Source organism: Paraburkholderia sp. BR14312, from assembly GCF_040948675.1.
GTDB classification, from domain to species: Bacteria; Pseudomonadota; Gammaproteobacteria; order Burkholderiales; family Burkholderiaceae; genus Paraburkholderia; species Paraburkholderia nodosa_A.
In genome coordinates this window covers 1-13,077 of the sequence record NZ_JBFPKI010000014.1, presented here as the reverse complement: position 1 = coordinate 13,077, position 13,077 = coordinate 1, and the positions used below count along the sequence as shown (strand labels likewise).

The 13,077-nt window shown below is 65.3% G+C and carries 13 protein-coding genes; 11 read left to right on the top strand and 2 right to left on the bottom strand.

What is annotated here, in order from left to right; all coding sequences use genetic code 11:
* Positions 1-513, top strand: a complete 513-nt coding sequence (locus AB3X98_RS32805; protein WP_368605684.1) for an ureidoglycolate lyase — start codon at positions 1-3, stop codon at positions 511-513.
* A gap of 103 nt (positions 514-616) precedes the next feature.
* Here AB3X98_RS32805 and fur read toward each other — a convergent pair whose 3' ends face one another.
* Positions 617-1,045 (bottom strand): ferric iron uptake transcriptional regulator, encoded by a 429-nt coding sequence (fur, locus tag AB3X98_RS32800; RefSeq protein ID WP_069268417.1) that lies wholly within the window; start codon positions 1,043-1,045, stop codon positions 617-619.
* A gap of 136 nt (positions 1,046-1,181) precedes the next feature.
* Here fur and AB3X98_RS32795 point away from each other — a divergent pair, with 136 nt between their 5' ends.
* The 9 genes from AB3X98_RS32795 (at position 1,182) to AB3X98_RS32755 (ending at position 10,946) form a co-directional block, all read left to right on the top strand.
* A complete protein-coding gene (locus AB3X98_RS32795) occupies positions 1,182-2,117 on the top strand; it encodes an outer membrane protein assembly factor BamE (protein ID WP_342950334.1) in 936 nt (311 codons plus the stop codon).
* A gap of 173 nt (positions 2,118-2,290) precedes the next feature.
* Positions 2,291-3,088, top strand: coding sequence for a 4-hydroxy-tetrahydrodipicolinate reductase (gene dapB, locus AB3X98_RS32790; protein ID WP_110385363.1), 798 nt, complete (start codon positions 2,291-2,293; stop codon positions 3,086-3,088).
* 53 nt (positions 3,089-3,141) lie between these two features.
* Entirely contained in the window at positions 3,142-3,870 is a 729-nt protein-coding gene (locus tag AB3X98_RS32785) for a MotA/TolQ/ExbB proton channel family protein (protein WP_368605683.1), read from the top strand.
* Between the two features lie 12 nt (positions 3,871-3,882).
* Positions 3,883-4,314 carry a biopolymer transporter ExbD gene (locus AB3X98_RS32780; protein WP_342950335.1) on the top strand — a complete coding sequence of 144 codons (432 nt, stop codon included), beginning with the start codon at positions 3,883-3,885 and terminating at the stop codon, positions 4,312-4,314.
* 166 nt (positions 4,315-4,480) lie between these two features.
* A complete protein-coding gene (leuS, locus tag AB3X98_RS32775; protein ID WP_069268422.1) occupies positions 4,481-7,075 on the top strand; it encodes a leucine--tRNA ligase in 2,595 nt (864 codons plus the stop codon).
* A gap of 100 nt (positions 7,076-7,175) precedes the next feature.
* Positions 7,176-7,739, top strand: a complete 564-nt coding sequence (gene lptE / locus AB3X98_RS32770; RefSeq protein ID WP_069268423.1) for an LPS assembly lipoprotein LptE — start codon at positions 7,176-7,178, stop codon at positions 7,737-7,739.
* Between the two features lie 43 nt (positions 7,740-7,782).
* Positions 7,783-8,976, top strand: coding sequence for a DNA polymerase III subunit delta (holA, locus tag AB3X98_RS32765; RefSeq protein WP_368605682.1), 1,194 nt, complete (start codon positions 7,783-7,785; stop codon positions 8,974-8,976).
* A 200-nt stretch (positions 8,977-9,176) separates the two neighbouring features.
* A complete protein-coding gene (locus tag AB3X98_RS32760; RefSeq protein ID WP_368605702.1) occupies positions 9,177-10,448 on the top strand; it encodes a glutamate-5-semialdehyde dehydrogenase in 1,272 nt (423 codons plus the stop codon).
* A 75-nt stretch (positions 10,449-10,523) separates the two neighbouring features.
* Positions 10,524-10,946, top strand: a complete 423-nt coding sequence (locus AB3X98_RS32755; protein WP_368605681.1) for a CopD family protein — start codon at positions 10,524-10,526, stop codon at positions 10,944-10,946.
* 65 nt (positions 10,947-11,011) lie between these two features.
* Here the strand turns inward: AB3X98_RS32755 and AB3X98_RS32750 are convergent, their stop codons facing one another.
* The gene (locus tag AB3X98_RS32750; protein ID WP_368605680.1) at positions 11,012-11,197 is read right to left on the bottom strand and encodes a hypothetical protein; all 186 of its coding nucleotides are present in this window, start codon (positions 11,195-11,197) and stop codon (positions 11,012-11,014) included.
* 576 nt (positions 11,198-11,773) lie between these two features.
* Between AB3X98_RS32750 and AB3X98_RS32745 the strand changes: the two genes are divergently transcribed.
* Positions 11,774-13,077, top strand: a 1,304-nt coding sequence (locus AB3X98_RS32745; RefSeq protein WP_368610372.1) for an ESPR-type extended signal peptide-containing protein, incomplete at its 3' end; no start/stop codon positions are given.

The following is a 13,077-nucleotide window of genomic DNA, read 5'->3' as shown; positions in this document are numbered from 1 at the left end:
ATGCAGATCCTGCACATGGAACCCTTGACGCGACAGGCGTTCGCGCCGTTCGGCGACGTCATCGAACTCGAAGGCGCGCGTCATTTTCCGATCAACGGCGGCACGACCGAGCGCTTTCACGATCTCGCCGCCATCGACGTGAACGAGGCGGGCGGCCGGCCCATCGTCAGCGTGTTTCGCGCCCAGCCGCGTACGTGGCCCGTCGAGATTGCGATGATGGAGCGGCATCCGCTAGGCAGCCAGGCGTTCGTGCCGCTCGGCGAAGCGGACTACGCGGTGGTGGTCGCGCCCGCGGGCGAGTTCGATCCGGCCGGCTTGCGGGCGTTCTGGGCCGGGCGCGGGCAGGGCGTCAACTACGCCAAAGGCGTCTGGCATCACCCGTTGCTCGCGTTCGGGCGCGTGAGTGACTTCGTCGTGATCGATCGCGGCGGCACGCAGCCGAACTGCGACGAGATCGCGCTCGCGCGGCCTTGGCGGCTCGCGCAAGCCGACACGCCGCTCGTGCCCGCCTGAGGTCCGGCCCGTTTTTCGCCAATACCGGCTCCCCAAACGAAAACGCCACGGCAGATCTGCCGTGGCGTTTCCTTTTCTGCAGCCCGCAAGCCGCAAGCGGCGGTCAGTGCTTGCGGTGCGGGCAGTTTTCCTTCGTGCATGCGCCGTAGAGCGCGAGGGCGTGCTCCTGGAGCTTGAAGCCGCGCTCCGTGGCGATCATTTGCTGGCGCTTTTCGATTTCGGGGTCGAAGAATTCTTCAACGATGCCGCAGTCGAGGCACACGAGGTGGTCGTGGTGACTACCCTCGTTCAGCTCGAACACCGCCTTGCCCGATTCGAAGTTGCTGCGCGTGAGCAACCCGGCCTGCTCGAACTGGGTGAGAACCCGGTAGACCGTGGCGAGGCCGATGTCGAGCTCCTCGTTCAGCAGGTTCCGGTAGACGTCTTCGGCGGTCAGATGGCGCACGGGGCTGTGCTGAAAAATCTCCAGGATCTTGAGGCGAGGCAGCGTCGCCTTGAGGCCGATGTTCTTGAGATCGGTTGGATTGGTCATGACGATAAGTCCCTGGAGTACAATGCTAGGTTGTTATGTTAATGCGTTTTTGCCGTTCCGGGCATTTTCGCCAGAACTTCGAACGATCTTCTACAGAATACGCGCGGCTTCGCGAAAAGCCCGCACGGTGAGGGAAATGATTCCAGAATTCACAACGATCGGCCGGCGCATGCACGGCGGCCGCCTGGCGTGCACCCTGCTGGCTGCGGCCGCGTTCGCGGCGCTCGCCGGCTGTAAAACATACGACAGCGTGACGCAGCGCGTCGCCCAGAGCATTACGCCTTACCGCATTACCATCGTGCAAGGCAATTTTGTCTCGGCGGAAGCCGCAGCGCAGATGAAGGTGGGCATGTCGCGCGCCGAGGTCAAGCAGCTGCTCGGCACGCCGCTCCTCACCGACATGTTCCATGCGAACCGCTGGGACTACATCTTCTATTTCAAGCGCGGCTCGACCGCCGTGGTCCAGCAGCGTGACTTCGTCGTGCTGTTCGAAGGCGACCGCGTAGCGAGCTGGTCGGGTGGCGAAGACCTGCCCTCGAACCTCGAATTGCTCGCCGAAATCGACGGCGACCGCACCGGCAAGAAGGCCGTCGCGGCCGCGCCGGCCTCGGGCGCTTCGGCGCCGGTGGCGGCTGCAGCAGGCGCGCCCGCGCAGGCTTCGAGCGCGACCGGCCCGACGGTTGGCGACACGGCGCGCACGCCGTCGTCCGAACTCGGCACCGCGACCAACGCACTGCCGCAGGACGCCAACGCACAGGCGGCCGCCGCCGCGAACCGCGCCACGGAAGCCGTGCAAACCCCGTCGGGCTTCACGCCGTCGGTGCGCGCGGGCAATCCGCAGTCGTCGGCGCTGCCGCAGAACGTCGGCACGATGCCCTCGCAGGTTCAGCTGCATCGTCAGCCGCAGCCGCAAATCCAGGGCGTGCCGCCGAGCAACCCGGTTGGCCCGACCGCCGGCGCGCAAGGCACAGGCGATACCAATGCGGCGCCGTCAGGCCCCGCACGGGATTCGTCGCTCGCCGCGCCACCCACGGTGCCGGCCTCGGGGGCTGCTGCGGCTCCGAGCAACTGACCCGGCTGACCCAGCCGGTAACACAAGCAGGGCGTGGTGCGCGAGGCGCGCCACGCCTCGATCCGGCGGCCGGGGTGTCACCACCACCGGCCGCCGCGTTTTTTGGCGGCGGCGCTGCGTGGCGCCTGGTAGCACCCGGCACCGCGGCCCGCGACACAATGGCAGGAAGACTCATGAAAATCGCAATCGCGGGGGCATCGGGCCGCATGGGCCGCATGCTCATCGAAACCGTCCTGAATTCGCCCGATGTCACGCTCTCCGGCGCGCTCGTGCGCAAGGGCTCGGCCGCCGTCGGCCAGGACGCCGGCGCGTTCCTCGGCAAGGACACCGGCGTGCGCATCACCGACGACATCGAGCAGGTCTTCGCGCAAAGCGACTGCCTGATCGACTTCACGCGCCCCGAAGGCACCCTCGTGCACCTCGAGGCGGCGCAGCGCCACGGCGTGAAGATGGTGATCGGCACGACCGGCTTCGACGCCCAGCAAAAGGCGCAACTCGGCGCGGCCGCGCAAAAGGTCGGCATCGTGTTCGCGGCCAACATGAGCGTGGGCGTGAACGTCACGCTCAAGCTGCTCGAATATGCGGCGCGCTTTTTCGAGACCGGGTACGACATCGAGATCATCGAGGCGCACCATCGCCACAAGGTCGATGCGCCCTCGGGCACCGCGCTTGCGATGGGCGAGGCCGTGGCGCACGCACTCGGTCGCAATCTCGACGAATGCGCCGTGTATGGCCGCGAAGGCGTCACGGGCGAGCGCGACCCCTCGACGATCGGGTTTTCGGCGATTCGCGGCGGCGACATCGTCGGCGATCATACGGTACTGTTCGCGGGCATTGGCGAGCGCATCGAGATTACGCACAAGTCCTCGAGCCGCCTGTCCTATGCGCAGGGCAGCGTGCGCGCCGCGCGCTTTCTGCAGGACAAGGCCCATGGCCTGTACGATATGCAGGACGTGCTCGGCCTGCGCTGAGCGTTTCCCCTACGGTCCGGCGCCTGCGCCGGACCGACAGTGAGCGAGGTCCGATGGCAGCGAGTTCCGGAGTCATTCACTATCTGCAGACGGGCGACGCGGTCACCCACGCGGTTGCGTGGGTATTGCTCGCCATGTCGGTCGCGAGCTGGTGTTTCCTCATCATCAAGAGCTGGATCCTGCTGCGCGCGAAGCGCCAGGGGCCACGCGCCATTGCGCGCTTCTGGCAGGCGCGCACGCTCGCGGACGGCGTTGCCGCCATGCGTCCGGTCGACCGCGAGCGCGTGTTCCTGCCGCTGGCTCAGGCGGCGCTCGCCGCCGAGGAAGCCGACGCGCCCGGCGTGATGCTCGCGCGCGCGGATCGCGGCGAGCGCGTCCTGCGGGCGCTGCGCGGTGCGCTGCAGGCGTCGCAGCGGCGCCTCGAATTCGGCCAGGTCCTGCTCGCCTCGGTGGGCAGCACGGCGCCGTTCGTCGGTCTGCTCGGCACCGTCTGGGGCATCTACCACGCGCTCGGCAGCATTGCCGCGAGCGGCCAGGCGATGATCGAGAACGTGGCCGGCCCGGTGGGCGAGGCGCTCATCATGACGGCCTTCGGTCTCGTCGTCGCGATTCCTGCGGTGCTCGCCTACAACGTGCTGGGTCGCCTCGTGCGCCAGCTCTGCGACGATCTCGACGGCTTCGCCCACGATCTGCACGCCTATGCCTGTGCGCCCGAAGGCGCGCCGCTGCGCCGCGAAGGTGCGCACGGCGCGATGCGCGAAGGCGCGCGCGCCGAGTCGTAGGAGGCAACGCGTATGGCATTCGGCGGACTCGAAAAGAAGCGCGATACGGCACCGATGTCGGAAATCAACATGACGCCGCTCATCGACGTCATGCTCGTGCTGCTCGTCATCTTCATCATCACGGCGCCGCTCTTCTCACACGCGATCCGGCTCGATTTGCCGAAGGTCGCCGCCGAGCCCGCGCAGCAAACGGCGCAGACCGTCACGCTTTCCATCGACGCCGCCGGCAAGCTCTACTGGAACGCCCAGCCCATCACGCTGGACGAACTGCGCGCGCGCTTCACGGCAGCGGGCAAAGAGCCCGAGTCGCAGCAGCCCGAGCTGCAACTGCGCGCCGCGCGCGAGACGCGCTACGACGTGATCGCGCAGGTGATGGGTGCCGCGCAGCAGGCCGGTCTCACGCGCTTAGGCTTCGTGACCGAGCCGCCCGCCGGCGCTCACTGAAGACGCCACTGCGCACGCCGCTGAGCGCGCGCCAGTCAACGGTATAATCAACGTTTCCTTTAAAAACGGGCCCAGCGAAACCGCCGCAATCTGCCGGTATCGTGAACGGCCGGCCCGGTGCATCCGGCACCGAAACGGCCCGTTTCCAGCGTTCACCATCCACACCATGCTCGAAAAATACGTTCCCTCCGACGTCGAATCCGCCGCGCAAGGCGAATGGCGCGCCACCGACGCTTACCGGACGGCCGAGAAGACCGACAAGCCCAAGTTCTACTGCGTCTCGATGCTGCCGTATCCGTCGGGCAAGCTGCACATGGGCCACGTGCGGAACTACACGATCAACGACGTGATGTACCGTTACCTGCGCATGAACGGCTACAACACGTTGATGCCGATGGGCTGGGACGCGTTCGGCATGCCCGCCGAAAACGCCGCGATGGCCAACAGCGTGCCGCCGGCCAGGTGGACGTACGACAACATCGAATACATGAAGGGCCAGATGCAGTCGATGGGTCTCGCCATCGACTGGTCGCGTGAAATCGCCACCTGCAAGCCCGACTACTACAAGTGGAACCAGTGGTTCTTCCTGAAGATGCTCGAGAAGGGCATCGCCTACAAGAAGACCGGCACGGTGAACTGGGACCCGGTCGATCAGACGGTGCTCGCCAACGAGCAGGTGATCGACGGGCGCGGCTGGCGCTCGGGCGCGCTGGTGGAAAAGCGCGAAATCCCGATGTACTACCTGCGCATCACGCAGTACGCCGACGAACTGCTGAACGACCTCGACGGCCTCGGCTGGCCCGAGCGCGTGAAGATCATGCAGCAGAACTGGATCGGCAAGAGCTTCGGTGTGAACTTCGGCTTCCCGTACGAGCTGGATGGCGAGAAGAAGCTGCTGCGTGTGTTCACCACGCGCGCCGACACGATCATGGGCGTGACCTTTGCGGCGATCGCGGCCGAGCATCCGCTCGCCACGCGTCTCGCGCAAGGCAAGCCGGAGTTGCAGGCGTTCATCGACGAATGCAAGCGCGGCGGCGTGGCGGAAGCCGACGTCGCGACGATGGAAAAGAAGGGCGTGCCCACGGGCTTTACCGTGACGCACCCGCTCACGCACGAGCAGGTGCCGGTGTGGATCGGCAACTACGTGCTTATGAGCTATGGCGAAGGCGCCGTGATGGGCGTGCCGGGCCACGACGAGCGCGATTTCGCGTTCGCGCAGAAGTACAACCTGCCGATCAAGCAGGTCATCGCCGCAGAAGGCGAGACCTACTCGCTCGACGGCTGGCAGGAATGGTACGGCGACAAGGAACGCGCCGTTTGCGTGAACAGCGGGAAATACGATGGCCTCGCCTACACGGCGGCCGTGGACGCCGTCGCGGCCGACCTCAAGGCGCTCGATCTCGGCGACAAGCAGGTCACGTGGCGCCTGCGCGACTGGGGCATTTCGCGCCAGCGCTACTGGGGCACGCCGATCCCGATCATCCACTGCCCGAGCTGCGGCGACGTGCCGGTGCCCGAAAAGGACCTGCCGGTCGTGCTGCCGGAAGACCTCGTGCCGGACGGCACGGGCAACCCGCTCGCGAAGTCGGAAGCCTTCCTGAACTGCAAGTGTCCGACCTGCGGCGCCGACGCGAAGCGCGAAACCGACACGATGGACACCTTCGTCGACTCGTCGTGGTACTTCTACCGCTACGCTGCGCCGGATGCCGTGAACATGGTCGACGAGCGCACCGACTACTGGATGCCGATGGACCAGTACATCGGCGGCATCGAGCACGCGATCCTTCACCTCTTGTACTCGCGCTTCTGGGCGAAGGTCTCGCGCGACCTCGGCCTCGTGAAGTTCGGCGAGCCGGCGAAGAACCTGCTCACGCAGGGCATGGTGCTCAACGAAACGTTCTATCGCGAAGACGCTGCGGGCAAGAAGACCTGGTACAACCCGGCCGACGTGACCGTCACGCACGACGACAAGGGCCGCCCGATCGGCGCGACGCTCAACAGCGACGGCCAGGCCGTGGTGCTGGGCGGCGTGGAGAAGATGTCGAAGTCGAAGAACAACGGCGTCGACCCGCAGGTGCTGATCGACCAGTACGGCGCAGACACGGCGCGTCTGTTCACGATGTTCGCGGCGCCTCCCGAGCAGCAGCTCGAATGGTCGGGCGCGGGTGTGGAAGGCGCGAGCCGCTTCCTGCGCCGCGTGTGGGCCTTTGGCCACGCGAACGCCGAAGCGATCCAGTCGCGTGCCTCGTTCGACGCGGCGGCGCTCACGGACGTCGAAAAGGCGCTGCGCCGCGAAGTCTACAGCGTGCTCAAGCAGGCCGACTTCGACTACCAGCGCCTGCAGTACAACACCGTCGTATCGGCGGCGATGAAGATGCTCAACGCCATCGACGGCGCCAAGGGTGCGGGTGCGGGCGTGCAGCGCGAAACGTTCGGCGTGCTGTTGCGCGTGCTGTACCCGGTCGTGCCGCACATCGCCTTCGAACTCTGGAAGGCGCTCGGCTACGGCGATGAATACGGCACGCTGCTCGATGCACCGTGGCCGAAGGTCGACGAAAAGGCGCTGGAGCAGGCCGAAATCGAACTCGTGCTGCAGGTGAACGGCAAGGTGCGCGGCGCCGTGACGGTGGCCAAGGACGCACCGAAGGACGCGATCGAGGCGGCTGCACTTGCGCACGAGATGTTCGTCAAGTTCGCGGAAGGCCGTGCACCGAAGAAGATCATCGTCGTGCCGGGCCGCCTCGTGAACGTCGTGGTCTAACGAGACAAACCAAGGCCATGTGAGCGGCGTAGCGCGTGCAGCACCGCGCGGCGCCGCTCAGCCGACACCGGCGACTCTGTCGCGAACCCAGGGAGTCCATGTGATTCGCAGATCGTTTCTCAGGTTGTTCCCGCTCGTGGCGGGCAGCGCGCTGGCCCTCTCGGCGTGCGGCTTCCAGCTGCGCGGCGAGGAGAACTTCGCCTTCAAGCGCCTCGCGGTCGTCGGCGCGCCGCCGCCGCTCGTCGGGCGCCTCTCGCGTATGGTCGAAGGCGGCAGCGATTCGGTGGTGGTCGACTCGGTGGCCAACGCCGACGCCGTGCTGCACATATCCGAAGGGCGCAGCTTCAGCACGCTCACGCTCAATTCACTCGGCGCAGTCGTGGAATATCAGGTCAACTATTCGCTGAACTATACGCTGACCAGACCGGATGGCAGCGTGCTGATCCAGCCGAGCGCCATTTCGCTGAATCGCGCGATGACGTACAGCGATCAGTTCTCGACCGCCAAGACGCAGGAAGCCGATCTGCTGTTCACCGACATGCAGAACGACGCCGTCGACCAGCTCATGCGGCGCCTTGCCGTGCTCAGAACGATCAACCCGACGCCCGATCAGGTCGTGCCGGGTGTCGCGCCGCGCGCACCGCTGCCGCCGCCGCCGCTGTAATGCGCGCGGTTTCCATCTACTGAGCGACCTTCGACCGAGCGCCATGCAACTGCGACCCGACGCACTCGAACCGCACCTCGCGCGAGGGCTGGCCGGCCTGTACGTCGTCTATGGCGACGAACACCTGCTCGCCCAGGAGGCGTGCGACCGCATCCGTGCGGCTGCGCGCGCGGCGGGCTTCACCGACCGTTCGGTGTTCACCGTCGAGCGCGGCTTCGACTGGAGCTCGCTCCTCGGCGCGAGCCAGTCGATGTCGCTATTTGGCGACCGCCAGCTGGTGGAGTTGCGTATTCCGTCGGGCAAGCCCGGCAAGGAAGGCGCGGACGCGCTCAAGACGCTCGCCGCTGCCTCGAATCCCGACGTGCTGATGCTCGTTACGCTGCCGCGCCTAGACGCCGCCACGCAGAAGTCTGCATGGTTCACGGCGCTGGCTGACAGCGGCGTCGCGCTGAAGATCGATCCCGTCGAGCGCACGGCACTGCCGAACTGGATCGGCCAGCGTCTGGCGCTGCAAGGCCAGCGCGTGGCGCCAGGCGAGGACGGCCGGCGCGCGCTGCAATTCGTGGCAGAGCGTGTGGAGGGCAACCTGCTGGCGGCGCATCAGGAAATTCAGAAGCTTGGGCTGCTTTATCCGCAAGGCGTGCTGAGCTTCGAGCAGATTCACGACGCCGTGCTCAACGTCGCGCGCTACGACGTATTCAAGCTCAACGAAGCGATGCTCACAGGCGACGTTGGCCGTCTCGCGCGCATGCTCGACGGGCTGCAGGGCGAAGGCGAGGCGTCGGTGCTGGTGCTGTGGGCCGTGGTCGAGGAAATCCGCACGCTGTTGCGCATCAAGCGCGGCGTGGCGGCGGGCAAGCCGCTCGCCATGCTGCTGCGCGAGAATCGCGTGTGGGGGCCGCGCGAGCGGCTCATCGGGCCGGCGCTGTCGCGCCTGAGCGAAGCGACGCTGGAGCGCGGTCTCGCGCTCGCGGCGCGTCTCGACCGCCAGGTCAAGGGGCTTTCGGGTCAATCGCGCGCGGACTGGCGCAATGCGCTGCCACCCGATGCCTGGGACGGCCTTTTCGAACTCGCCATGACCGTGGCCGCGCCACGCGAAGGCGCACCGCAGGCGCGCGCCGCTGGAGCGCCACCACGCGCGCAGCCGGGTGCTCAGCCAGCTGGCCCAGCCGCGGCAGCCGCCGCAGCGGCCGCGGCCCGACCGCGCACCGCAGGGCCGTCGCGCCGGCCGGGATAAAGCGTTCCGCGCTTGCCTGAACCGGCGCGTCGGCGCCTGCCTCATGCCGCGCCGCGCGGCCGGTGCACCTGCCGGGCCGCCCGGCCACGTCCAGCAAACCTTGGCGGCTGGCCTTAAAATCGGCCTGAACCGCTTTGAATCGAACCGCGCCTGGGCAGCTCATCTGACTGCGCCTCACGCGCCGCATGACGAAAGACACTATGGATATCGACCAGTACATGACCGACCTCGGCCGCCGCGCACGCAACGCTTCGCGCGCGATGGCACGAGCCACGACGGCCGCGAAGAACGCGGCGCTCGAAGCAGTGGCGCAAGCCATCGAGCGTGACGCGCAGCAGTTGAAGGATGCGAACGCACGCGACCTCGCACGTGCGAAGGAAAAGGGCCACGACGCGGCGTTCATCGACCGCCTCGCGCTGTCGGACAAGGCGCTCAAGACGATGGTGGAAGGCCTGCGCCAGGTGATGGCGCTGCCCGACCCCATCGGCGAAATCAGCAACCTCAAGTTCCGCCCGAGCGGCATTCAGGTGGGGCAGATGCGCGTGCCGCTGGGCGTGATCGGCATCATCTACGAATCGCGGCCGAACGTGACGATCGACGCGGCCGCGTTGTGCCTGAAGTCGGGCAACGCGACGATTCTGCGCGGCGGCTCCGAGGCGCTCGAATGCAATACGGCGCTCGCGAAGCTGATCGGCGAAGGGCTGGCTGCGGCGGGATTGCCGCAGGATGCGGTGCAAGTGGTCGAGACTGCCGACCGCGCGGCCGTGGGCAAGCTCATCACGATGACGGAATTCGTGGATGTGATCGTTCCGCGCGGCGGCAAGAGCCTGATCGAGCGCCTGATGGCAGAGGCGCGCGTGCCGATGATCAAGCACCTGGACGGCATCTGCCATGTGTACGTGGACGACCGCGCCGATCTCGCGAAGGCGCTGACCGTGTGCGACAACGCCAAGACGCACCGCTACGGCACCTGCAACACGATGGAGACGCTGCTCGTGGCGCGCGGCATTGCGCACGACGTGCTGCCGCCGCTTGGCCGCCTGTATCGCGAGAAGGAAGTCGAACTGCGCGTGGATGCTGCGGCGCGCGCGATTCTCGCCGACGCGGGCGTAGGTCCGCTCGTGGACGCGACCGAAGAGGACTGGCGTACCGAGTATCTTGCGCCGGTGCTGGCGGTGAAGGTGGTCGACACGCTCGACGACGCGATCGAGCACATCAACGCCTACGGCTCGCACCACACCGACGCGATCGTCACCGAAGACCACGACCGCGCCATGCGCTTCCTGCGCGAAGTCGACTCGGCGAGCGTGATGGTGAACGCCTCGACGCGCTTCGCCGACGGCTTCGAGTTCGGCCTCGGTGCGGAGATCGGCATTTCGAACGACAAGCTGCATGCGCGCGGCCCGGTCGGCCTGGAAGGGCTGACCTCGTTGAAGTACGTCGTGCTCGGCCACGGCGAAGGCCGTCAATAGTCACGCATCGCACGGGGCGGCGCACGGCGTAGCGCCCCGCCTCGTTGCACAATCGCTCACGAAGAAGAAAAAATAATGTCGATGCTCTGGGTCAAGACGTTACACATCGTGCTGATCGCCTCGTGGTTCGCGGGCCTGTTCTACCTGCCGCGCATCTTCGTGAATCTCGCGATGGAAACCGAGCCTGCGGCCGTCAAGCGTCTGCTCATCATGGCGCGCAAGCTCTACCGCTTCATGACGATGATCGCCGTGCCCGCGCTGCTATGCGGACTGTGGCTGTGGCTCGTGGTGGGCATTGGGCGCGGCCAGGGCTGGATCCACGCGAAAGTGGGCGTGGTGTTGCTGCTCATCGTCTATCACGCGTACTGCGGACGTTTGCTCAAGACCTTCGAGCGCGGCGAAAACCGCCGCTCCGACAAGTGGTATCGCATGTTCAACGAGCTTCCCGTGCTCGGCATGCTGGCTGCGGTGGCGCTGGCTGTCATCAAGCCGTTCTGAATCACTGACGCACTCACGCCGCCACTGCGGCCCGTAATTCAGCTTTTTCCCGCGCGCGGGCGCCGTCAGATAGCGCCCGCTGTCTCGCGGCGCATGCGGGCCGCTACGACACGCCCGCTGTACGCCTGCTTCACGAGCACGTCAGTGAAGCGATACTCGATCGCCTCCAGGCCTGCCGCAGGTGTGTAACCGTTGATGCCGCTCGCCACGGCGATATTGTCGAGCACCTGCAAACCCGCGTCGCTCAGCACGTGCGCCCCCGGTATCCGATAAATCCCGGCGGATAGCCTGAAGTTTAATATTTATTGAAAAATACCTGACAATTGCGGATGCAATTGGGATTGATTTGTAGGATTTCTTAAAAGGCGTAGGAGATTTTTTTCATATAAAGACAAGGGCTGTTTTTCTGTAATTCGATTCCGTGTAATTGGCGAAAATAAATGGAAATTTCCTGCTGACTCTGCGGTTCTTATCTCGACCTTTGAGAACATCGCTGACTCCTGCGAACTGTTGCTATTGCCTTTTCTGATTGTGTGCCTCGGCCCTTTTTCATCGACCTTTTTGCTTTAAGAGTTCTCTTATTCTCCCTGTGACTTCGAATTCGTAAAGTTGCTCCTGTAATCGCATATTGGTCCGATAAAGCTGTAGGGAATCCCTCAGTTGTCGGAATTATCGAGCCATGGTGTGTTCGACGCAGATCGTTGGCTTTAATGGGCCAGATGATTTTCTTTATAGAAGGAAATTGCCGACAGATTGCCGCGCGCATCGGGTTGTGACGCCTGCGGGTATCACTCGGTCGGTACTCCCTCGATTCACCAGGGCCAGGAATGAACAGGACATACAAATCAGTCTGGAACGAGATCACAAGAACTTGGGTTGCAGCGGCGGAAAACGCAAAAGGCAAGCGCAAGGGCAAGGGCAACGTGAAGGCGATGGTCATTGCCGTCGCGGTGCTGGGCGTGGCCAGTCAGGCGCACGCCTATGTCGCCGGCGGGAGTGGCAACACCGCTCCGAACGACAGTGGCATTGACTCGAACCTTGCGATTGGATCGAACGCCTATGCGGCTGACACATCAAGTACGTATTTGATTCCAGGGGATGGTCGCCATCTGCGGGAGTACAACCTTGCTATCGGCGCCAGTGCCAGCGCAACAGGCGCGGGAACAATGGCAATCGGCCAATACACGCTTGCCAGTGGCCAGAATGCGGGTGTGGTTGGCTTCGGCGCCACCGCTACGGGCGCGTTTGGAACCGTGGTGGGTTCGCTCGGAACGGCAGCCGGCACCGCCAGCAGCGCGCTGGGTTACCTGACAGTAGCAAGCGGGGATTTTTCTGCCGCAATGGGCAGTTACAACAAGGCGTTGGGCTATGCGTCGGTCGCGATGGGCGCGTCGACAACTGCGACTGGCGACAAATCGGTTGCCATCGGCAGCTACTCCACGACAGTCGGTGATGGCTCGGTGGCGATAGGCAGGAGTGCCGTCGCGACCAATGCAAACGACGTGGCGCTGGGCGGTGGTGCGACCACAGCGACCGTGGTGAACACGGCGGGCGTGACGATCGGCGGCAATAGCTATTCGTTCGCAGGCACGAACGCGAAGAGCACGATCTCGGTGGGCTCGGCGGGCAAGGAGCGCACGCTCACCAACGTCGCGGCAGGCCAACTGACGGCTGCGTCGACCGACGCGGTGAATGGCTCGGAACTGTTCGCGACCAACCAGCAGGTCACGCAGAACACAACCGACATCAGCAACCTGCAGGGCGACGTCACGAACATCAACGGCCAGCTGGCCGATGCGGTGATGTACGACACGTCGACGCACGACTCGGTGACGCTGGGCGGCACGGATGCGACCACGCCGGTGGCCTTGCACAACGTGGCGGCGGGCGCAGTCTCGGCGACGAGCTTCGACGCGGTGAACGGCTCTCAGCTGTACAACCTGGCCAGTTCGACGGCGGATTCGTTCGGCGGCGGCTCGACGGTGAACAGCGATGGCTCGATCTCGAACCCGACGTATAACGTGGGTGGAGACACCTACAACAGCGTAGGTGGGGCGATTACGAACCTGGATGCCCGCGTGACACAGAACACGACCGACATCACGAACCTGCAAGGCGACATCACGAACAT

Coding starts and splice junctions, on each gene's coding strand:
- AB3X98_RS32805 (WP_368605684.1), top strand. CDS start 1: ATGCAGATCCTGCACATGGAACCCTTGACGCGACAGGCGTTCGCGCCG.
- fur (WP_069268417.1), bottom strand. CDS start 1,045: ATGACCAATCCAACCGATCTCAAGAACATCGGCCTCAAGGCGACGCTG.
- AB3X98_RS32795 (WP_342950334.1), top strand. CDS start 1,182: ATGATTCCAGAATTCACAACGATCGGCCGGCGCATGCACGGCGGCCGC.
- dapB (WP_110385363.1), top strand. CDS start 2,291: ATGAAAATCGCAATCGCGGGGGCATCGGGCCGCATGGGCCGCATGCTC.
- AB3X98_RS32785 (WP_368605683.1), top strand. CDS start 3,142: ATGGCAGCGAGTTCCGGAGTCATTCACTATCTGCAGACGGGCGACGCG.
- AB3X98_RS32780 (WP_342950335.1), top strand. CDS start 3,883: ATGGCATTCGGCGGACTCGAAAAGAAGCGCGATACGGCACCGATGTCG.
- leuS (WP_069268422.1), top strand. CDS start 4,481: ATGCTCGAAAAATACGTTCCCTCCGACGTCGAATCCGCCGCGCAAGGC.
- holA (WP_368605682.1), top strand. CDS start 7,783: ATGCAACTGCGACCCGACGCACTCGAACCGCACCTCGCGCGAGGGCTG.
- AB3X98_RS32760 (WP_368605702.1), top strand. CDS start 9,177: ATGGATATCGACCAGTACATGACCGACCTCGGCCGCCGCGCACGCAAC.
- AB3X98_RS32755 (WP_368605681.1), top strand. CDS start 10,524: ATGTCGATGCTCTGGGTCAAGACGTTACACATCGTGCTGATCGCCTCG.